The organism is Rhodococcoides kyotonense (genome assembly GCF_001645385.1).
Taxonomy (GTDB): Bacteria; Actinomycetota; Actinomycetes; order Mycobacteriales; family Mycobacteriaceae; genus Rhodococcoides; species Rhodococcoides kyotonensis_B.
Window position 1 is genome coordinate 1 of the sequence record NZ_LVHI01000024.1, and the last position, 19,166, is coordinate 19,166.

Below are 19,166 nucleotides of genomic sequence, written 5' to 3' on the forward strand. Positions count from 1 at the left end.
CACCTCGGCGGCCTCTTTCACCGTCGAGCCCCAACCCAACAGAACCCAGAACAGCATCCGCACCTCATGGGTGTACACCGGACGTCCCATCGCAACCATCCCTCAATGATCAGGCACGTTGCGATGACTGCTTGAGACCGCCGTATAGCGGGCTGTACATTCGCGCGCACGTAGGGTGGCTCGCATGACATTTCTCGTACGGCTCGTGATCAATGCAGTCGCGATCTGGCTGGCCGCCCAGTGGGTGTCCGGGATCGCCGTATCGAGTTCGGGGCGGGGGACTGCCTGGGACCTGCTCGTCCTGGCCGGGATCGCTGCGGTGTTCACGATCGTCAACGCGTTCGTCAAGCCGTTGGTGAAGCTGTTGTCGCTCCCGCTGCTCATCGTGACGCTCGGCCTGTTCACCCTCGTCATCAACGCGCTCATGCTGATGCTGACGGCGTGGATCTCGTCGGCCACCGAGTACGGCTTGACGATCGCCACGTTCGGCGCGGCCTTCTGGGGTGCGCTGATCATCTCGATCGTCAACTGGCTGCTGGGAGCGTTCGTCCCGGAACGCCGTTAGGCGAACGCCAGTGCGGCTCCGGTCGTCAGGCCCCAGACGAGCATGGCCAGGCCGGAGTCACGTAGCGCGGGGATCAGCGCGAATCCCGTCTGCCCGGACCGCACCGGCTTGTTGGCCCGTGCCGCCAGCGGCAGAGCGATCAGCGCGACGAGCGCCCACGGCGTCCGGGCAGTGAGAGCCACGGTGACGGCGAACGGCACCACCATCAGCGCAAGGTGGAGCAGTCGTGTCCGCGTGTCGCCCAATTTGACTGCGAGCGTGAGCTTTCCCGAATCCGGATCGGTGTCGATGTCCCGCAGATTGTTGGCGACGAGTACTGCACTCGAGAACGACCCGACGGCGATCGCCGCGACCAGACCGACCCAGTCGACGCGGTCCGCCTGCACGAACTGCGTGCCCAACACCGCGACCAGTCCGAAGAACACGAACACGGCGATTTCGCCGAGTCCCGCGTAGCCGTACGGCTTCGTGCCGCCCGTGTAGTACCAGGCGCCCGCGATGCAGACCGCGCCGACGACGACGAGCCACCAAGCCGTCGTCGCCGCGAGAACCAGTCCCGCGACACCGCCGACGACGAAACATCCGATCGCCGCGGCTTTCACCGAGCCGGGCGACGCCAACTTCGATCCCACGAGCCGGAGCGGTCCGACGCGTTCGTCGTCGGTGCCGCGAATGCCGTCGGAATAGTCGTTGGCGAAGTTGACGCCGATGATCAGCGCCAGGCTCACGACGAGCGCGAGCAGCGCCTTCCACCACACCGCCGCGTCGAGCGACGCGGCCGCACCCGTTCCGACGAGTACGGGTGCGATTGCATTCGGCAACGTCCGCGGACGGGCGCCTTCGATCCATTGCGCTGTGGTGGCCATTCATCGATCTTTGCGCATGCCGTCCAGGTCTGTCTCGGGAGGTGTCGAGACGCGGAGAACCTAGGGAAAACGCAACGGCGGCAGAACGGGTAGTTGAATCTGCGGCAACTCGATGCGCGGCAACTGGAACGGCGGCGGAGGTGGCGGCGGGGCTGCGGGTTCGACGTACCCACCGGTGTCGTAGCGCGGCACACTCGGCGCAGTCGCCTGCGAATCAGCGGGGGGCGCCTCGATCGTGGGGGTGTTCTCGACGACCGGAGCAGGTGGCGGGAGGGTGGTCAGCAGCTGTGTCGCGGTGACGGGCGCCGTCGGCGTCGACGACGTGTCGACGGCAGGAGCAGGAACGCGGGTCGTCGTCGATTCCGCCTCCGGCGACGGCCACATGACCCACGACAACAACCCGAATGCGACGACGGACGGCAGACCGAAGCGCAGCAGCGGCGTCAGCAGCGATTTCGCGCTGCGCCTGGCAGGGGGCGCGGCGGCGTTGCCCACGCCGTCGACACGTGTCGCGTACAGCGCTGCGCCTCGCGACGCGATCAAGTCCGGTGCGTCGGGCCGAACGACGGGAAGCTGCAGGTAGCGCCCGAGAATGTCCTCGATCAGTGGGATGCGGGCCCCGCCTCCGATCGCGACGACGGCTTCCGGCGGAATCTCCGACATCTCCGCGAGATCGCGCAGCGCGATGGCGGACCGCTCGACCGCCCGCATGATGCAGATCTCGAACATCCGCCGGTCCATCAGTCGGAAGGCGCCGTCGGACGTCTGGGTTGCCTCGTGCGTCGACAACGCTTCCTTGATCTCGCGGCTGAACGCAAGCAGTCCCGCTTCCTCGTCGGGAGTGCGCGGAGTAGCCAGGATGTCGAGCGTCATGAGGTAGTCGCGCACCGCGAGATCGAGGACGTCGCCGCTGAAATCCTGCGACCTCGTCGCGGCATAGACCGTGCCGCTGTCTGTATCGGCGACGGTCATGTCCAGGCCGGTGGCGCCCAGGTCGTAGATCGCCACCGTGCGGTATCGGAAATCGGGGTCGGCCCGAAGCTGTTCGAGGGTGCCCGCGATCTCGGAGATGATGTGGACCTCCGAGACGTACTCCTCGACGAGCGCCGCTTTCAGTGCTGCGGAGTAACTGGGGTCGGGGAACGCGACGCCGAGCGAGTGCGGTGCGTCGGAGCGGTCGACGATGGTCCGGATGGCGTGCGCGACGTCGTCGGCGTCGGGAACGTCGGCCGCAGACGGGAACCATTCGGCCGAGAAGGACACGCCGTCGGCCGTGCGCACGGCACGAATGCCGCTCGCGCCCATCGACATTCCTATCGACACCATTGCTTCTCGCGCCCTCCCACTCCCCGATTCGGCAGTTCCTCCACCTGCGCGTCCTGGTGACCCCCGTCGCACTATACCGTCTTTCGGTTTGTTTTTTGATCGATAACCGACCAGGGGCTGAATGTGGGACCGTGTCGGCACACTCACCTACGATGTCGTTCGGTGCCTCTGGATACTCGCGCAGTCGACGTCGACGCCCCCGCCGTCAGGATCGACGTGGGCGTGCTCGGTCCTGTCAGCACCCGGGTCGACGGGCAACTCGTGTCCATTCCCGGCGCCAGGGCGCGGGCCCTGCTCGTCGCGTTGGCGTGCGCGCCGGGGCACAGCCGGAGCGTCGGCGCGCTCCTGGACGACGTGTGGCCCGACGCGCCCCCGCGGGCCCCGAAGAACGCGCTGCAGACCCAGGTCTCCCGGCTTCGGGCCGTCCTGCCGCCGAACACTCTGGTGAGCAGCCCCGCCGGGTACCGCTTGGTACTGACGCCGGAACAGCTGGACCTGACGTGCGCGGAGACCCGCGTCGGGCAGGCTCGCGGTCACCTCGCGTCCGGCAATGTCGACGCGGCTCTCGACTTGGTCGGGCAGGCTCGCGCGCTGTGGCGAGGTGAGCCTGCCTCCGATCTTCCGGAGGGAACCGTCGGCGACGACCTGAAAGCACGTGCGGACGCCGCGTCGGATGCGCTCGACGCGATCGAGATCGAGGCTCTGCTCGGGCTGCGTGACTTCGAGCGGGCCTTGGCGCCGGCTCGCCGCGTCGCGGCACGGGATGCGCTGGACGAGCGTGCTGCTGCCGATCTCATGCGATGCCTGCACGGCCTCGGCCGATCGAACGAGGCTCTCGCGGTGTTCGCCGAGCTGCGGGAGAACCTCGCCGACCGTCTGGGAACCGACCCGTCGCCCATGCTCGTCGACCTCAACGCCGAAATTCTGTCGGCGAGCGTGCCGCGCACCCCCGTCGCGGTGGGGTTGCGTGCCGCGCCGAACGTGTTGATCGGTCGCGAGCGCGACATCGCCGCGATCGAATCGCTGATGACTCGGGCTCGGGTGACCACCATCGTCGGACCGGGCGGAAGCGGTAAGACGCGTCTTGCCCACGAAATCGGCTCGCGCGCGTCGTCATCGGTGCCGGTGGTGCTCGTCGAGCTCGCGTCGTTGCGTCGCGGCCAGGACGTCGTGGCCGCCATCAGTGGAACGCTCGGGCTGAGCGAGACGGATCTGAAGATCGGCGGCATCGGAGGTGGTCGTGTACGGACCGCGGGGGAGCGTCTGCGGGAGGCGTTGTCCGGTCGGGCGGTAGTGCTGATTCTCGACAACTGCGAACATCTGATCGACGACGTGGCGGAGATCGTCGACGAATTGATCGGTGCCAGTGCGTCTTTGACGGTGCTGGCCACCTCCCGGTCTCCGATGTCGATCACGTCGGAATCCGCGTACCCGCTTCCGCCTCTGGTCGCCGGTGGAATCGACTCTCCGGCAGCGCAATTGTTCGTGTCCCGAGCGCGGGCGGTGCGGCCGGCGGCGTCGTTCGACCCGATCGAGGTGGATCGCCTGTGTCGCACGCTCGACGGGTTGCCTCTCGCCATCGAACTGGCCGCGGCCCGCGTGCGCACCCTCACCGTCGCGGACATCAATGCGAGGCTCGAGCATCGATTCGCGTTGCTGCGCAGCACCGATCGCACCCGTCCCGTGCGGCACCGGACGTTGCACGCGGTCATCGAATGGAGCTGGAATCTGCTGGAGCCGCCGCAACAACGTACGTTGGCCCGATTGTGTCGTTTCCCAGCGGGATTCACCGTCGACGCGGCCGAGCGTGTCGCCGGGTTCGCGGGCGTCGACGACGTCGCCGATGCGTTGGACGGGCTCGTGAACCAATCGTTGCTGACCGTCGTCGACGAGAACGAGCACGTGCGCTACCACATGCTCGAGACGGTCAGGGAATTCGGTGAGGAACAACTGCGCGAGGACGAGGCCGCGGAGGTCGGGGCACGACTGCTCGGGTGGGGAACCGCCGTCGCGCGCACTGCGGTCGCGGGCTTTCGCACGCCGGACCAGGTCTCGGTGATCCGCATGCTCGAAGCCGACCACGACAACCTGGTCGACGTGCTGCGCCATGCAGTCGACGACGAGCGGTGGTCGCAGGCGTACACGGTGTTCGCGGCGCTCGCCTTCTTCTGGTCGCTGCGCGGCGCGCACACCGAGGTGCTGAACTGGGCGCCGCGGATGTCGGACGCGCCTGCGGTCGTGAATGTCGACGACGATTCTCTCGTGCTCGCCCACGTCGTGCTCCTGGCGCACGTCGGGCGCGGCGGTCAGATCCGGGATGCGGCACGCATTCGAACTCGGTTGCGCCGCAGCCTACGTGCGCGTTCCGGTGTCGAGCCGGGCCTGCGGTTCGTCGCGGAGGTCCTGGTCGGACGTACCGACGGTCGAGGTCTCCCACGACGACTGGCCTATGCTGTCCGGGCCGACGAGCCCGCGCGTCGCTGTGCAGCACGAATGGTTCGAGCGGGGCTCGCCGAGAACTTCGGCTACCTGCACCTTGCCGCGCGCGACGCGGACGTCGCCTACGCACTCGCCGTCGACCGCGGTGACACGTGGGCCGCCGCGTCGGCGTCGCAGAGTCTCGGAAGTATTCACGGACAGTCGGGCCGAGCAGATCTCGCCGTGTCGCACTATGCGCGCGCAGCCGATCTGCTGTGGCGTCTGCATTCGTTCGACGAGAGCGCACAGATGCGCGGATTCGCCGGTGCTGCGCTCATCGCCGACGGCCGAATTGCCGAGGGCCGCACACTGATCGACGACGTCGCTGCGATGAGCGTGGACGGTGAGTCGTCGATCAGCTCGGATGCCGATCAGCAGGATCAGCGTCTGGCGTCGATCACCGCCACGCGTGCAGAGGCCGACCTGGCGGAGGGAAACATCGAATCCGGCCTCGCGCTGTACCGTCGCTCCACCGAGATCGCCGGCTTCTCGGCCGACGTACCCACCGACCCGTATCTGACGCTGCTCGCCGCCGCATCCGTCGCGGCTCACGTGCTGCACGGTGCTGCGGGCCGCATCGCCGACACCGTCGTCGTTCTGACCGAGGTCGCACTGCGACGGCTCGGAACCAACGAGTTCCGGGACCTGCCGCAGTTGGGATCGGTCGCCTGTGCCGTCGGATCGTTCGACGTCCACTCCGGGCGTGACCCCGGACGAGGCGTCGAGCTCCTCGCGCTGTCGGTGAAAGTGCATGCACGACACGACTACTCGACCATGCGTCCCCAGTTGCATCTCGACGCGGCACGACGCGTTCTCGGCGACGCCGTCGTCGACGACCAGGTTGCCCGTGTCGCGAAGACGACGAGAACCGAAGCGCTCGAAGGGATACTCGAGCTGCTTCGGTCCTGACCCGGGAACGTCACGCCTTGCGCATGTACGCCCTGACGGTGAGTGGTGCGACGACCGCGACGACGATCGCCGCGCCGAGAATCGACCACAGGACGTGGATTCCGACGTGCCCGTCGTTGGACAGTTCGCGAACAGCCGTCACGAGGTGTGAAACCGGGTTGACGCCGACGAACGTCTGCAGCCAGCCAGGCATCGTGTCGACGGGCACGAATGCGTTGGACAGGAACGTCAACGGGAACAGGATCATCATCGACACCCCCTGTACCGACGAGGCTTTGCTCATCAGGACGCCCATCAGGGCGAAGATCCAGCTGATGGCCCATGCGCAGAAGATCACCAGTGCGCCTGCAGCGAGGATGCCGAGTGCTCCGCCGCCGGGTCGGTAGCCCATCGCGTAGCCGGTGCCGAACGTGATGACGGTGGCGATGAAGTAGCGCACGACGTCGGCGGTCAGTGCCCCGGCCAACGGCGAGATACGGGCGATGGGAAGCGATTTGAAGCGATCGAACACGCCCTTGTCCATGTCTTCACGCAGCTGTGTGCCGGTGACGACGGAGGTCGTGATGACCGTCTGCGCGAGAATGCCCGGAATGATGAGCGGCAGGTACGCGTCGACGTTTCCGCTGATCGCGCCGCCGAAGATGTAGGCGAACATCAAGGTGAAGATGACCGGCTGGAAGACGACGTCGAACAGTTGTTCCGGGTTGTGCTTGAACTTGAGCAGTCCGCGATACGCCATGGTCAGCGAATGGGCGACGGACTGTCGAAGCGAGATGGTGCGCTGCGGGTTCAGTTGTCGTTGTGCGGGTTCGGGTTTGGTGAGTGTCGTGGTCATGCGGCCTCGATCGTGTCGTGTCCGGTGATGGTCATGAAGACCTCGTCCAGGCTGGGCTTGGAGACGGTGATTTCGTCGACGGCTATGCCGTGCTCGCGTAGCCGAATCAAGATCTCGGGAGTGTGCGACGGGTCGGTCATCGGTGCGGTGAGACGGCCGGATTCGGCGGACGCCGACACCTCGACGCCGAGCTGCGCGGCGACGATGGACCGGGCCGCGTCGAACTGTGTGCCGTCGGCGAGTGTCAGCTGCAGCGACGAGATGCCGACCGACGCCTTGAGCTCGTCCGCCGTGCCGTCGGCGATGACCTTGCCGCGGTCGATGACGGCGATCCGGTCACACAACTGATCGGCCTCGTCGAGGTACTGCGTCGTCAGCAGAACGGTGGAGCCCTGGGCGACGAGTCGGCGAATCGTCTCCCACATCTGCGCGCGGGTGCGTGGGTCGAGACCGGTGGTCGGTTCGTCGAGGAACAGCAGGGGAGGGGAGGAGATGAGGCTGGCCGCGAGATCGAGTCGACGACGCATACCGCCGGAGAAATTCTTCAGCGGACGGCTCGCGGCCTCGGTGAGTCCGAACTCCTCGAGCAGCTCGGAGGCCTTGCGGCGGCTCTCTTTTCGGCCGAGGCCGAGGAGCCGGGAGAAGACGACGAGGTTCTCGGTCGCCGACAGATCCTCGTCGACGGAGGCGTACTGGCCGGTGACGCCGACGAGCGAGCGCACGGCGGTCGCGTCGGACATGACGTCGTGGCCGAAGATGCGCGCCGCGCCGCCGTCGGGACGCAGGAGGGTGGCGAGCATGCGAACGGTCGTGGTCTTGCCTGCACCGTTCGGCCCGAGGACGCCGTACACGGCGCCTGCGGGAACCGTCAGGGATACGCCGTCCACGGCGCGGTGCGAGCCGAACATCTTGACGAGGTCCACTGCCTCGATAGCTGGTGTCATGCCACGAACAGTGCACCCGTCCGCTTGCACGACGCTTGCACGGGACATGCGCGTCGCACCCGTGCGCGGAAAGTTGGCCTCCGCTCCAACTATTCACGCACGAGCGCCGCCAGGCGCACTACAGCGGAAGTTCCGTTTCCGTCAGACTGGGGCCGCCGCCGACGCGTCTGAACCACTCACGCCCGAACGCGGCCTGCAGCATGTCGACGGGCATCTGCAGGAACGGCCCGAAGTCACCGACCTGCGTCTCGTGCGCCAGCATGGCGTTGCGCTTGGCATCCATGACCGTGCTGACGTCGACGACGGTGGTGATCTCCGACTCGGGCAGCCCGAACGTGTCGAGGTCGAGCGAGTTGTCCTCGTCGGCCCAGTTCGGGTTGAGCTCGACGAGTTTCTTCATGTGGTCGCGGTTGGCTGTCGTCTCGTAGACGTTCTTCGTCCCGGCCAGTTCCGCGGCCCTCGCGCCGACGTAGTGCACCTGGATGTGATCGGGGTGCCCGTAGCCGCCGTTGGGATCGTAGATGGTCAGGACGTCGGCGTTCTCCTCGTCGAGTACGGCGGCGAGCTTGCCTGCTGCCTCGTCGACGTCGACGTTGCAGAATGCGTCGGGCGCGTCGTTCTCGGGTGTTCCGGCCATACCGGAGTCGGCGTAGTGCAGCATGACGACTCGATCCGCACCGAGGATGCCCGCAGATGTCGCAAGCTCGGTCTTGCGACGTTCGGCCAGGGTCTCGCCCTCGGCGAGAATGCCGTCGGGAAACTCGCCGAGGGCACCGTCGGTCGCGGTAACCAGCACGACCCGATGCCCCGCGTCGGCCGCGAGGCGCATGACGCCGCCGGTGTTGAAGACCTCGTCGTCGGGATGGGCGTGAAAGCAGACAAGTGTGCTCATGAAGGGACATGCTTGCACGCCCCGTCGATTATTTCGTGGCTGCGGGTGCGTAACTGTCGGCGAACTCCGCGGTCGGAGCGATGTTGGTGATGATGTCCAGTCCGACGCCGTCCGGTGCGGCGATGATGAAGTGTCGTTGACCGAAGTCCTCGCTGCGGATGTCGAGCAGAAGCGTGGCACCGCCGCGCACCACGAGGCGGTCGTATTCTGCGTCCACGTCGTCGACTTCCAGATTGAGAAGCGTTCCGCGGGACGGGTGGCGAAGTGCGGGCGGAATCGTCTCGTGCGACGCGTCCAGGATGGCGAGTTCGAAATTCGGGTCGCGTCTGAGACTGACGTACCAGTCGCTGTCGAACGTCGTCTCGAACTGCAACGTTTCGACGTAGAACGACGCCGTGGCGCGTACGTCGTGGGTCATCAGAACGGGGTAGAAGCTGCTGAGCATCATGGACCTCCTATAGATACGTACAGTCTGTATGTGTTTGAGACTACACATACACTGTGTACGTATCAAGGGAGGAAACGATGAGTCCGACGAAGAAGGAGCAGAGCGCCGTCACGACTGCGCACTTGCTCGACGTTGCGCGTGAGATGTTCGCGGAGTCGGGATTTTCCGGCGTCGGTCTCGAAGACGTCGCGGCTCGATCGGGTGTGACGCGCGGCGCGGTGTATCACCATTTCAAAAGCAAGAACGGCCTTTTCGCGGCGGTGCTCGATCTGGTCGCCGAGCGTGTCGCCGACGCGGTGTCGGACGCCGCGTCACGCGCGGACACGGACTGGGGTCAGTTGGTCGACGGCTGTCACGCATTCGTCGACGCCGCGTGTTCCGACGCGCATCGACAGATTCTGCTGGTCGACGGGCCTGCGGTTCTCGGGTGGGCGACGTGGCGGGAGTCCGACGCCCGGCATTCGGGCAGGCTTCTGCGGGAGGGCTTGGCGGAGTTGCTCGGTTTGTCCGGCGCGTCGGCCGACCCTGCTGCGGTCATGTTGTCGGGGGCAATGAACGAGGCTGCACTGTGGTTGGCCAGGGCCGACGCAGCCCCGCAGGATCGTCGGAATGCGCACGCGATGCTCGACCGGTTGCTGGGGGCGTTGCGGTCGTGACGTCGTTCAGGCTCGGCCGGTGAGGCGTAGGTCGCGAAGGCTCAGCGACAGAGAAGTAGTCGACGGCGTCTGCGCCTTGCGGTAACGCCGAACGTCACACCAGTGCTGCGCCGACACCCACGCAGGCGCCGGTAGCGGTCAGGGCTGCGACCGACGCCTTCTGCGGATTCTTCACCCGTCGAACAGTGATCGGTCGCGTTCGATTCGATTGTCGAGGATGACCGCACTTTGGGGCGGGCCGAAACTTCATGCGGCGCAGCGCTGTAGAGGGCGTTCGAAGCAGGGTCCGCCGCTACGTCGTCGTGGAGGGAAGCCCGCGACCCCGGTTCGTGGCGCGTTCTTGTCGGTGGCATGTGATAGTGCCGATTCGATCGTAATGCACTGCGAGACAACCAGTTTCCTTGACATCCCGATCTCCGGTGGTATAGTCGAACATAAGTTCGAATCGAGTCGGGGGCTTGAATCCATGCCGTTCACTAGGCGCAGCGCGTTCGCGAAATACGTCGGACCACAGAAGAAACCGGTCATCGACACGGCGGTGTTGGGTGAACTGTCGCAGGTCGCGGTCCTGGAGAATCAGGCCTGCGCACGGAAAGTCGCTCTCGCAGCCCACATATGGGATTCGTGCATCCATCAAACCATTCAGGTCGGGGACCTGATCACCGACGCCGGCAACTATGCGGCCTCCGAAACAGCGAAGATTTTGGGCTGCTCGAAAACCGTCGCGGACACCTTCGCCGAGATCGGCATGGACCTACGCCTACGCCTGCCCGCGATCAAAACAGCATTCGACGCCGGCGAACTCGACCTCGCCCGCGTCCGCGCGATCTACCGCGTCACCTCCCCGCTGTCTTTGGATGCCGCCACACGGATCGAAGCCGAAGTGCTACACGCCGCCAGAAGGCTCTCCCCCGGACCATTGGCCACCGAAATCGCCGCCATCATCCAGCGCACCGCACCCGACGAAGTCGCCGAGGTGCGAGAAGACCTGAAAAAACTCACCGGAGTGCGCTACCGCGACAAAGACCTGATCGCCACCATCGAAGCAACCCTCGACGCCGCCGACGCCGCCGCCTGCTGGCAATCGATCACCGAAATGGCCGCCACCCTATGCCCCCGCGACCCCCGCACCCGCAGCCAACGCCTCGCCGCCGCCTACACCGCATGCATACGACGCGAAACCCATCTCGCCTGCACCTGCGAAGCCGACGAAGACCACCCCTGCACCGCCAACCGTGTGCTGCCGGATCGGCGAGTACCACTGACCTCGATCACCATCGACCTCGCCACCCTCGCCGCATTGAACGATCTACCCGCCTACCTCGCCGGACACGGGTTGATCGACGCCGCCTACGCCCGCGAACTCGCCGCCAACAGCGACTGGCAGATCGTCATCACCGAAGCCAGAAACATCGCCGACGAACTCCACATCACCCTCGACAACACCACCACAGCCGACACCACGGCCGACAACGACGACGAAGTAAGAGACGCGAGCGCAGTCAGCGATGCGGGCAACGACAGTGACGCGTGCGAGGCTGGCGACCAGAGTCAGGCTAGCGACGAGACCTGCAGCGGCGGAGGCGGCGAAAACGAGGCCGACGGCGAGAGCACGGGGACCGAGACCACCGAGAGTGAAAACACAGCGGCCAAGACCGCCGAGACCGCCCAGAGTGAAAACACGGCGGCCGAGACCGACGACCGGGTCGAGGAAAACGACGGCGACGCGGCTGACGACCGGGTCGAGGAAAACGACGGCGACGCGGCTGACGACCGGGTCGAGGAAAACGACGGCGACGCGGCTGACGACCAGGGCGACCAAAACGACTGCGACGCGGCCGAAGACACGGCTGCGGCCTCAAATGACGGGTGCGCGGCATCCGAAAGGGACGCCGCCGCAGCTACCGGAGGCTCGATACCCGTCGATCATCTGACGTTCCACCCACTCGGACGCGGGCGACGCCGACGCGGACTGAACCTACCAAAACCGGCTGCAGGCGCCGCTCGCGCACAGACCGTCCCCAACGACACCGGCCCCTACCGCGGCTCCTACACACTCATCGCCGCCCTCGAGAAAGCGATCGCCGCCAACCCTGCTGTCGCGCAAGCGCTCTACCCCGACGGTCACGGCGGATTCATCGAACCACCCGCCGGGGCGCTGCAGTACAAGCCCCGCGCACAGCTCGCCGACCTGGTCCGCCACCGCGACCGCACCTGCCGATTCCCCGGCTGCGACGTCCCCGCAGCCAGCTGCGAACTCGACCACATCATCCCCTACCTCCACCACGACCCCGCCCGCGGCGGCTGGACGATCCTGACCAACCTGCACTGCCTGTGCCGCTACCACCACTCCCTCAAAACCATGGGCGCCTGGCACACCACCACGCTCGCCGGAGCCATAGAACACTGGACATCGAACTCTGGCAGCACCGCCGTCACCCTCCCCGGAAACAGCGTCGGCGCAACCGATCTCACCGGCCACACACTCACACCACACATACCCCGCAAACGCAGACCCACATGCGAAAAGACATCACACGAACCGAAATCGACAGCCCCACCGCCCGTCGAGCCCGACAAAACCAGCGAGACAGAAAAGACCAGCCAGGCCGAGAAGGCCAGCGAGACAACCACCCACGATGAACCCACCGACCCCTGGAACGTCGACATCACCGGAAAAGAAAGGGTAGACGCCGATGACCCAGCACCGTTCTGAGCAGACGGCGACCCGCCAATATCGTTGTCGCCGTGCGGCGTCGGCGTTACGCGCCTCGGTGGAGAGGGTCGTCCAGCAGCTGTTTCCGCAGACCCGCGCGGTCCACTTTCCCCGGCCCACGCACGGGCAACGCGTCGACCAGGAAAAGCTCACGCGGCGCGGCAGTCGGATCGAGCGTCCGAATCACGTGCTCGCGCAACGACTCCAGCGTCAACGGCCCGGACGCGACGACCGCAGCCACGACGCGCTGGCCCAGCCGCTCGTCGGGCAGACCGAGAACCGCGCATTCACGCACCAACGGGTGTGTCACCAGCGCTGCCTCGACCACCTGCGGCACGACCGTCAGACCGCCGGTCGAGATGGCCTCGTCGAGCCTGCCCTGGATCGACAGCACGCCGTCGGTCAGGAGGCCGGTGTCGTCGGTGCGGAACCATCCCGGCTCGGCGAACGCGGGATGATCCGGCATGCCGCGATACCCGAGTGCCACGGTCGCGCCACCGAGCACGACGCGGCCGTCGTCGAGGCGAACGGTCACTCCGTCCAGCGGCACACCGTCGTAGACGCAGCCGCCCGCGGTCTCACTCATGCCGTACGTACGAACCAACCGTATTCCGGCCGCACTTGCTCTCTCCCGCAACGGAACCGGCGTGGCCGCACCTCCGAGCAGGACGGCGTCGAACGACGCCAATGCCTCCGTAGCCGCGGGATCGTCGAGCACCTTGACCAACTGCGTCGGCACCAGCGACGTGTATCGACGCCCGGACATGCGCGCGACGGCACCCGGGAGCGACGACGGATCGAAGCCGGCCGCGACGTCGAGAATCACCGGATCGGTTCCGGCGAGCGCGCTACGCAGCAGCACCTGCATCCCGGCGATGTGATGGGCGGGCAACGCCAGCAACCACGAACCGGGCCCACCCAGCCGGTCGTACGTCGCTGTTCCACTGGCCCGCAGCGCCGACGCCGACAGCATCGCGCCCTTCGGTGTTCCCGTCGTCCCGGAGGTGGCGACGACCAACGCAGCCGCGTCGTCGATCTCGGTGCCCGGCGCGAGGGCGTCGCGCAGCCTGGCGGTTTCCCGCTCGTCGGCCGCGGGGACGGGCAGGACCGCAGGGGAGCTGCCATCCAGAACCGAGCGAAGCCGCGGCAGGAGATCTGCCGCGGCTTCACCGGTAGGAATCTTCAGTTCTTCGAGCGAGTTCACATCGCAAGCCTATTCCGACGGCTCGATCGTGAACGGGTCGGCGAGCGGCCACCCACCCTTGGCGAGGTTGGCACGGACGCGGGCGATGTCCTCTTCCCGCGGCATCTCGTTGGTCACCTTCGTGATCGTCACCGCGATGCCCGCCTTGTCCGCTGGGATCTGACCGTCGGCGATGAGCGCGTCCATCACCGCCTGGACCTCGTCGTCCGACAGACGACGTGCCAAGAGCGCGAACAGCGGCACGTAATCCGAATCGGGCACACCCTCCGGATAGCCCACGCGGAGCCACCCGAGGATCGAGGCCAAGAACTGAGGCACTGCCATCTACTTCAGCGACGCGGGATCGGCGAGCGGCCAGCCACCGGCGGCGAGCCGAGCCGACACACGCGTGATGTCGTCGGCGGTGGGCTCGTGGTCGACGAGCTCGCGGATGTACGTGCTGATCTCCTCGTTCGAGATCGCGCCGTCCTGAAGCGCGCCGCCGACGGGGGAGACGAGGGACAGAACGACCTCGTGCACCTGCGCATCGGTCAGTTCGGCCTTGCGCAGCAACGCGACGAGCGGGAAGCGGTCCTTGGGCGGAACTCCCTCCGGGTAGCCGGCGCGAAGCCAGTTCAGGACGGAGCCGGGAAACGTGCTTGTCTCGGTCATGGAAGGTGTCCTTCTGATCAGAAGACGGAGATGCCGAAGGTGCTGTCCAGGAAGTCCTTCATGATGAAGAGAATTCCGGCGACGATGGCGACGATCACGACGGCGAAGCAGAGAGCTGCTGCCGCGGTGGCGACTACCGGACGTGCAGTGGTGGAGCCTGCTGAAAGACCCGACGAACCGGTGGCGGTCGTCGAACCGTCGTCGCGCGCTTCACCGATGGACAGTGCTTTGAGCCCGACCGCGAAGATGGCCGGCAGACCCGCACCGAGGAGAAGTCCGACGAGGACGACCTGCCACAGCGAGTCGAGCGTGTGCCTGAGCGTTTCCATTGTGTGTGTCCTAAACCGTTGTGGTCGTCTTGGCGTCGGCCGGAACCAGTCCGCCGTCCCACTCGTCGTTGACGTTGTTCGGGTCGACCGGCTGGCGGCGCGAGCGGATGTACATGAAGGCTGCCAGCGCGACGAGGATCGCGAAGACGACGAGGATGCCGGGGAGTCCGCCGATGACGTCGGCGAGGAACCAGCAGATCGCGCCGACGATGGCGGCCGACGGCAGAGTGACGACCCAGGCGACGGCCATGCGTCCGGCGACGCCCCAGCGCACTGCCGCGCCCGGCTTGCCGAGTCCCGACCCGAGGATCGAGCCGGTCGCGACCTGCGTCGTCGACAACGGGAGTCCGAGGTGGCTCGACGTGAGAATGATCGCGGCCGACGAGGATTCGGCTGCCATACCCTGCGGCGACGCGATCTCGACGAGACCCTTGCCGAGGGTGCGGATGACGCGCCAACCACCGAGGTAGGTGCCGAGTGCGATCGCGAGAGCACAGGTGACCTTCACCCAGAGAGGCATTTCCGAGTCGGGGGTGACGGTGCCGTACGCGACGAGGGCCAAGAAGATGACGCCCATCGTCTTCTGCGCGTCGTTGGTGCCGTGAGCGAGCGAGACCAGCGACGCCGACCCGATCTGGCCCCAGCGGAATCCGCGTTCCTTCGACTTCTCGGGGACGGCGTTGGTGATGCGGTAGATGACCCACGTACCGACGGTGGCCACGAGGCCTGCGACGACGGGTGCGAGCACCGCGGGGAGGACGATCTTGCTCCACACGCCGTCCCAGACGACACCCGAGGTGCCGAGGCCGGCGATGGTGGCGCCGATCAGTCCACCGAAGAGAGCGTGCGACGAGCTGGACGGAATGCCCAGCAGCCAGGTCGCGAGGTTCCACAGAATGCCGCCGACGAGTCCGGCGAAGATGATGGTCAGCAGTGCCTGACCTCCGGTGTCGCCCAGGTTCACGATGCCCTTCGCGACCGTGGCTGCGACCTCTACGGAAAGGAAAGCGCCGACCAGATTCAGGACGGCGGACAGAGTGACCGCAACCTTGGGCTTCAGTGCCCCTGTTGCGATCGACGTCGCCATGGCGTTGGCGGTGTCGTGGAAACCGTTGGTGAAGTCGAAGGCCAGAGCCGTCACGACGACCACCAGAAGGACGAGGAATTCTGCGCTCACGAGAAAATTGTGGGGCCGGTCCTGCCGAAAGCGATAATTTCGTTCGAAGTGTTCTTTTCGGGTTTCTGCAGGACCCCTTCCGTTCACCTTCCGTTCACACTTTTGCCTTATATGTCCGATTTGCGTGCGACCCCCGTCACTCGGCTTCGAACGTCGGCTCGAGCGACACTGTCGGACCGCTGTGGAACAGTGGAAAGCATGGATTTCGACGACGCTCCGAGCGGTGGGTTACCCAGCGGCGGGCACGGTGTGGACGAGGCCGTCGCGGCCGCGTTGTCGTACCTGGATTCGGTGGATCCCGCGACGGGTGCCGACGCTCGAACCGGCTGGGAGGGCCTGCGTCTCGTCTCGCCCGCCGCAGGTCCGACGCAGAGTTCGGTGCAGTCGTTCCTGTGGCTGCATCTTCGAGTTCTGGTCGACGACGCGGGTCGTGCCTGGGAGATCGCACAGGCGCTCGCCGACCTGCTCGATCGACTCGGTCACGCCCGCTACGCCGACATCGCGCGCGGCGAGAGCACCCGAGCGCTGCTGCATGCCGACGACGAAACGTGGCAGCAGCTCTTGTCCGACGCCGTGGCGCGGTCGGGTATCGGTGCGGAGAACACCGAACTCGTCACGTGGCAGGAGACGCCCATCGGCCCCGAGCGGGCGATGGTCGACCTGATCGGCGAAACACTCGAAGTCGCAACGGTCGCAGGCGAATTCGCCCCGAAACGGCTCGGCGGCGCGCCTCTGCGTGACACCACACTCGCCTCTCGACGGCGCGGCATCACCGACTCGGTACTGCGGTCCGAGCGCGCGGGGGGTGTTCTCCTCGAGCAACTGCTCGATCACCGTCTCGAGCTCTGGACTCGATACAGTCCGCCGCGCGCCGAGCTGTATCGGGATCTCTCCCAGCCGCTTCACGACGCCGGTGAGCCTGCCTACGGATGTGTCCGACGGCTCGAGGGCCTGCTCGCTCAGGTCGGGGAGGGTGTCGACGTCGACGCCGATCTGTCGGATGTGTCCGGACGCCTGTTGCAGCGGCTCGGACTCGTCCGCAAACACCATGGTCGGCTCGTGCCGACGACGCGTGCCCGCGGCATCAGCGCCGATCGGATGTGGGCCACCGTCGTCAGTCGATTGATCGGTACCGACTACCACCCCGACGCCATCGCCGCCGAGGTGATGGTGGCCGAGGTTGCCCGTGGGCAGTGGCCCCACGGCACCACCATGTTGACCACCGCACTGCTGCGGGCGGAGGGATGGACCACCGATCCCGATCCGGACGCCGACGCCGTCCTCGTCGACCTCGTCACGCTCGGGTCGCCGCGTGAGACGGACACCCCGTCGTCGGACGCGATGCGGCTGGCTGCGGCCGTGCTCCGACACCGACTCCTCCATACTCGGCTTCCCGCTCTCTGATCGGAGGCCGCCGCTAAGCTGACAGCTGCCTGTCCCATCCGACGGGTGGGACCGTCATCGGGAGGCGCAGTGGAACACGATGCCGTCGAACCGAACCGACGGTCGCAGGCGCGACGTCAGAGCGACTCGGCACGTCGATACCTCGACCTCGAAGCGACGACGCTCGCCCTGCGGTCGACCGTGGAACTGGCTGCGCGCAGCGTCGGATTCGCGATCGCGCAGCTGAACGTTCTCGACGAGAACACCCAGTACACCCTCGTGAACATCGGCGGCCCTCCCGTGTCGACCGTCGATCGATCGACGACCCTGTGCGACGACGTCGTCCGCACCGAGAAGCCGGCCGTCGTCGCCCGCAACCGCATCGACGCGACGGTTCGCCAGCGAGGCATCCTCGACGAGGTCGGCGTCGCCGCATACGCGTCGGTGCCGCTGCGTGGTCGCGAAGGTCTGGTGATCGGAACGCTGTGTCTGCTCGACCGAATGCCGCGCGACTTCAGCGACGGGCAGTTCCAGGAACTGGAGCAGTTCGCGTCGATCCTCGAAGAACAGCTCGACCTGCACCGACGCGTCGGGTCGAGCCCGACGCGACTCGACAGCGACCACGACCTGACCGGGGCACTGGACGCCGGACAGATGGTGCCGTGGTTCCAGCCCATCGTCGACATGCGCACCGAGAAGACCGTGGGGTTCGAGGCGTTGGCGCGCTGGCATCACCCCACGAAAGGGCTCGTCGCCCCCGCGGACTTCGTGCCGTTCGCCGAATCCACCGAGCTGATCATCGACGTCGACCTCGCCGTGATGCGGCAAGCGGTGAACGAAGCCGAGAAGTGGCACACCGTGCGCCCCGACCTGCGGCTGAGCGTCAACCTGTCCGGTCGTCATCTCAAGCACCCCGACGCGGTCGCGCAACTGCAGAGCTCGGTCGCCACGTCGTCGGTGTCGCCGTCCATGATCTCGTTGGAGTTGACGGAAACGACGTCGGTCAGCGACGGCCCGTTGATTCGCCGTCACATCGAGGACGTGCATGCCCTCGGGTTCCGTGTGCTGCTCGACGACTTCGGATCGGGATGGTCCTCGCTCGAACGCCTGGTGACGCTCGAGCCCGACGGTATCAAGATCGACGGCCAGCTCACCAAGTTCGTCGACACCGAGCGTGGCCGCGCGCTGCTGCGCGCGTTGTCGGTCGTCGCGCAGGATCTCGAGATGTCGATGATCATCGAAGGCGTCGAGACGCGGGAGCAGGCGGACATCGCGCTCGACCTCGGATGCACTCTGGCGCAAGGCTTTCTGTGGTCGAGGCCGCTGTCGGCGAGCGCGGTGCGGCGCTCGCTGAATCTGTAGTCAGTCGCCGCGCACGTCGCGTCGCAACGGATGATCCGACGGGATCTCGACGAGAACGATCGGAACGCCGTCGGGATCGCGCAGCCACATCTCGATCAGACCCCACGACTCCTGCTTCGGATCCCGATCGACCGCGACGCCACGCTCGCGCAGCTCGGCGGCCGCGGCCTCGATGTCACGAACCTGGAGCCACAGCGCACCGTCGAACGTGCTCGGCGTCGACGAACCGCCGTGAGCCGCGACCTCGATGAGGCTCTGGCCCGCGAAGAAGACCGTCCCCGCGCCGTACTCGCGGTGCACGGCGAGTCCGAGGTCGTCGCGGTAGAACGCGAGCGTGCGGTCGTAGTCGGCGGGACGCAGGATGGTTCGACCGCTCAGAATCTCCACGACACATCGATACCACAGGATTCGGACATCACGCGGTG

18 protein-coding genes are annotated in these 19,166 nt (G+C 66.5%); 6 read left to right on the top strand and 12 right to left on the bottom strand.

The window, feature by feature from the left end; translation table 11 throughout:
• Positions 1 to 184: 184 nt before the first annotated feature.
• Positions 185 to 565, top strand: a complete 381-nt coding sequence (locus A3K89_RS18875) for a phage holin family protein (RefSeq protein WP_068429223.1) — start codon at positions 185 to 187, stop codon at positions 563 to 565.
• Here A3K89_RS18875 and A3K89_RS18880 read toward each other — a convergent pair.
• Together A3K89_RS18880 and A3K89_RS18885 are read right to left on the bottom strand one after the other, a co-directional pair.
• Positions 562 to 1,431 (bottom strand): 1,4-dihydroxy-2-naphthoate polyprenyltransferase, encoded by an 870-nt coding sequence (locus A3K89_RS18880; RefSeq protein ID WP_068429225.1) that lies wholly within the window; start codon positions 1,429 to 1,431, stop codon positions 562 to 564. The genes A3K89_RS18875 and A3K89_RS18880 overlap by 4 nt on opposite strands.
• A gap of 60 nt (positions 1,432 to 1,491) precedes the next feature.
• The gene (locus A3K89_RS18885) at positions 1,492 to 2,736 is read right to left on the bottom strand and encodes an Hsp70 family protein (RefSeq protein WP_254303580.1); all 1,245 of its coding nucleotides are present in this window, start codon (positions 2,734 to 2,736) and stop codon (positions 1,492 to 1,494) included.
• 183 nt (positions 2,737 to 2,919) lie between these two features.
• Between A3K89_RS18885 and A3K89_RS18890 the strand changes: the two genes are divergently transcribed.
• Positions 2,920 to 6,144: a BTAD domain-containing putative transcriptional regulator gene (locus A3K89_RS18890; protein ID WP_254303581.1), complete on the top strand. Its 3,225-nt coding sequence runs from the start codon at positions 2,920 to 2,922 to the stop codon at positions 6,142 to 6,144.
• A 10-nt stretch (positions 6,145 to 6,154) separates the two neighbouring features.
• Here the strand turns inward: A3K89_RS18890 and A3K89_RS18895 are convergent, their stop codons facing one another.
• From A3K89_RS18895 to A3K89_RS18910, 4 genes are all read right to left on the bottom strand, one after another.
• On the bottom strand, positions 6,155 to 6,979 hold the full coding sequence (locus A3K89_RS18895; protein WP_068429233.1) for an ABC transporter permease: 825 nt from the start codon (positions 6,977 to 6,979) through the stop codon (positions 6,155 to 6,157).
• Positions 6,976 to 7,923 (bottom strand): ATP-binding cassette domain-containing protein, encoded by a 948-nt coding sequence (locus A3K89_RS18900; RefSeq protein WP_068429236.1) that lies wholly within the window; start codon positions 7,921 to 7,923, stop codon positions 6,976 to 6,978. The genes A3K89_RS18895 and A3K89_RS18900 overlap by 4 nt, the downstream gene beginning before the upstream one ends.
• Positions 7,924 to 8,041: 118 nt before the next feature.
• Positions 8,042 to 8,815, bottom strand: coding sequence for a PIG-L family deacetylase (locus A3K89_RS18905; protein WP_068429239.1), 774 nt, complete (start codon positions 8,813 to 8,815; stop codon positions 8,042 to 8,044).
• Between the two features lie 28 nt (positions 8,816 to 8,843).
• A complete protein-coding gene (locus A3K89_RS18910) occupies positions 8,844 to 9,263 on the bottom strand; it encodes a VOC family protein (RefSeq protein WP_068429241.1) in 420 nt (139 codons plus the stop codon).
• A 77-nt stretch (positions 9,264 to 9,340) separates the two neighbouring features.
• On the opposite strand from A3K89_RS18910, the gene A3K89_RS18915 reads away from it, so the two are divergent.
• Together A3K89_RS18915 and A3K89_RS26465 are read left to right on the top strand one after the other, a co-directional pair.
• Positions 9,341 to 9,919: a TetR/AcrR family transcriptional regulator gene (locus A3K89_RS18915; RefSeq protein WP_068429244.1), complete on the top strand. Its 579-nt coding sequence runs from the start codon at positions 9,341 to 9,343 to the stop codon at positions 9,917 to 9,919.
• A 217-nt stretch (positions 9,920 to 10,136) separates the two neighbouring features.
• Entirely contained in the window at positions 10,137 to 12,635 is a 2,499-nt protein-coding gene (locus A3K89_RS26465; protein ID WP_254303582.1) for an HNH endonuclease signature motif containing protein, read from the top strand.
• A 46-nt stretch (positions 12,636 to 12,681) separates the two neighbouring features.
• Here A3K89_RS26465 and menE read toward each other — a convergent pair whose 3' ends face one another.
• Genes menE through A3K89_RS18945 form a run of 5 tightly spaced genes read right to left on the bottom strand, consistent with a single transcriptional unit; the run spans position 12,682 to position 15,996 of the window.
• Positions 12,682 to 13,839, bottom strand: a complete 1,158-nt coding sequence (gene menE, locus A3K89_RS18925) for an o-succinylbenzoate--CoA ligase (RefSeq protein WP_068429248.1) — start codon at positions 13,837 to 13,839, stop codon at positions 12,682 to 12,684.
• Between the two features lie 9 nt (positions 13,840 to 13,848).
• A complete protein-coding gene (locus A3K89_RS18930) occupies positions 13,849 to 14,163 on the bottom strand; it encodes a DUF3349 domain-containing protein (protein ID WP_068429251.1) in 315 nt (104 codons plus the stop codon).
• Positions 14,164 to 14,490 carry a DUF3349 domain-containing protein gene (locus tag A3K89_RS18935; protein WP_068429254.1) on the bottom strand — a complete coding sequence of 109 codons (327 nt, stop codon included), beginning with the start codon at positions 14,488 to 14,490 and terminating at the stop codon, positions 14,164 to 14,166.
• Positions 14,491 to 14,507: 17 nt separating this feature from the next.
• Positions 14,508 to 14,819 carry a hypothetical protein gene (locus A3K89_RS18940; protein ID WP_068429257.1) on the bottom strand — a complete coding sequence of 104 codons (312 nt, stop codon included), beginning with the start codon at positions 14,817 to 14,819 and terminating at the stop codon, positions 14,508 to 14,510.
• A 10-nt stretch (positions 14,820 to 14,829) separates the two neighbouring features.
• A complete protein-coding gene (locus A3K89_RS18945) occupies positions 14,830 to 15,996 on the bottom strand; it encodes an inorganic phosphate transporter (RefSeq protein ID WP_068429260.1) in 1,167 nt (388 codons plus the stop codon).
• Positions 15,997 to 16,194: 198 nt separating this feature from the next.
• Here A3K89_RS18945 and A3K89_RS18950 point away from each other — a divergent pair, with 198 nt between their 5' ends.
• Positions 16,195 to 17,400, top strand: a complete 1,206-nt coding sequence (locus tag A3K89_RS18950; RefSeq protein WP_068429264.1) for a hypothetical protein — start codon at positions 16,195 to 16,197, stop codon at positions 17,398 to 17,400.
• A gap of 69 nt (positions 17,401 to 17,469) precedes the next feature.
• Entirely contained in the window at positions 17,470 to 18,741 is a 1,272-nt protein-coding gene (locus A3K89_RS18955; RefSeq protein WP_068429267.1) for a sensor domain-containing phosphodiesterase, read from the top strand.
• Here the strand turns inward: A3K89_RS18955 and A3K89_RS18960 are convergent, their stop codons facing one another.
• A complete protein-coding gene (locus A3K89_RS18960) occupies positions 18,742 to 19,128 on the bottom strand; it encodes a VOC family protein (protein ID WP_068429270.1) in 387 nt (128 codons plus the stop codon).
• Positions 19,129 to 19,166 lie beyond the last annotated feature (38 nt).

Bases quoted from the DNA above. Each gene is read 5' to 3' on its own strand.
- A3K89_RS18905 (WP_068429239.1), bottom strand. From the start codon at position 8,815: ATGAGCACACTTGTCTGCTTTCACGCCCATCCCGACGACGAGGTCTTC.
- A3K89_RS18930 (WP_068429251.1), bottom strand. From the start codon at position 14,163: ATGGCAGTGCCTCAGTTCTTGGCCTCGATCCTCGGGTGGCTCCGCGTG.
- A3K89_RS18895 (WP_068429233.1), bottom strand. From the start codon at position 6,979: ATGACCACGACACTCACCAAACCCGAACCCGCACAACGACAACTGAAC.
- A3K89_RS18910 (WP_068429241.1), bottom strand. From the start codon at position 9,263: ATGATGCTCAGCAGCTTCTACCCCGTTCTGATGACCCACGACGTACGC.
- A3K89_RS18935 (WP_068429254.1), bottom strand. From the start codon at position 14,490: ATGACCGAGACAAGCACGTTTCCCGGCTCCGTCCTGAACTGGCTTCGC.
- A3K89_RS18880 (WP_068429225.1), bottom strand. From the start codon at position 1,431: ATGGCCACCACAGCGCAATGGATCGAAGGCGCCCGTCCGCGGACGTTG.
- A3K89_RS18915 (WP_068429244.1), top strand. From the start codon at position 9,341: ATGAGTCCGACGAAGAAGGAGCAGAGCGCCGTCACGACTGCGCACTTG.
- A3K89_RS26465 (WP_254303582.1), top strand. From the start codon at position 10,137: ATGACCGCACTTTGGGGCGGGCCGAAACTTCATGCGGCGCAGCGCTGT.
- A3K89_RS18940 (WP_068429257.1), bottom strand. From the start codon at position 14,819: ATGGAAACGCTCAGGCACACGCTCGACTCGCTGTGGCAGGTCGTCCTC.
- A3K89_RS18900 (WP_068429236.1), bottom strand. From the start codon at position 7,923: ATGACACCAGCTATCGAGGCAGTGGACCTCGTCAAGATGTTCGGCTCG.
- A3K89_RS18950 (WP_068429264.1), top strand. From the start codon at position 16,195: ATGGATTTCGACGACGCTCCGAGCGGTGGGTTACCCAGCGGCGGGCAC.
- A3K89_RS18885 (WP_254303580.1), bottom strand. From the start codon at position 2,736: ATGGGCGCGAGCGGCATTCGTGCCGTGCGCACGGCCGACGGCGTGTCC.
- A3K89_RS18875 (WP_068429223.1), top strand. From the start codon at position 185: ATGACATTTCTCGTACGGCTCGTGATCAATGCAGTCGCGATCTGGCTG.